The 213-nt window shown below is 42.7% G+C and carries 1 protein-coding gene; it reads left to right on the top strand.

Annotation, left to right across the window (positions count from 1 at the left end; all coding sequences use genetic code 11):
* The coding region (locus HA050_RS21865; protein WP_205836575.1) for a hypothetical protein at positions 1-213 on the top strand (213 nt) is incomplete at both ends.

The raw sequence follows: 213 nt of genomic DNA, 5'->3' as shown, positions 1-213 counted from the left end.
CTGCTTCTACAGTACAAAAAGCTCAAGCTAAGAAAGCTGCTGCTTCTGCTGCTTCTACAGTACAAAAAGCTCAAGCTAAGAAAGCCGCTGCTTCTGCTGCTTCTACAGTACAAAAAGCTCAAGCTAAAAAAGTAGCTGCTTCTGCTGCTTCTACAGTACAAAAAGCTCAAGCTAAGAAAGCTGCTGCTTCTGCTGCTTCTACAGTACAAAAAG

This window comes from Iodobacter violaceini, assembly GCF_011601265.1.
Classification (GTDB): domain Bacteria; phylum Pseudomonadota; class Gammaproteobacteria; order Burkholderiales; family Chitinibacteraceae; genus Iodobacter; species Iodobacter violaceini.
Note: the sequence above shows the minus strand (reverse complement) of the source record. Positions and strands in the feature narration are given on the sequence as shown.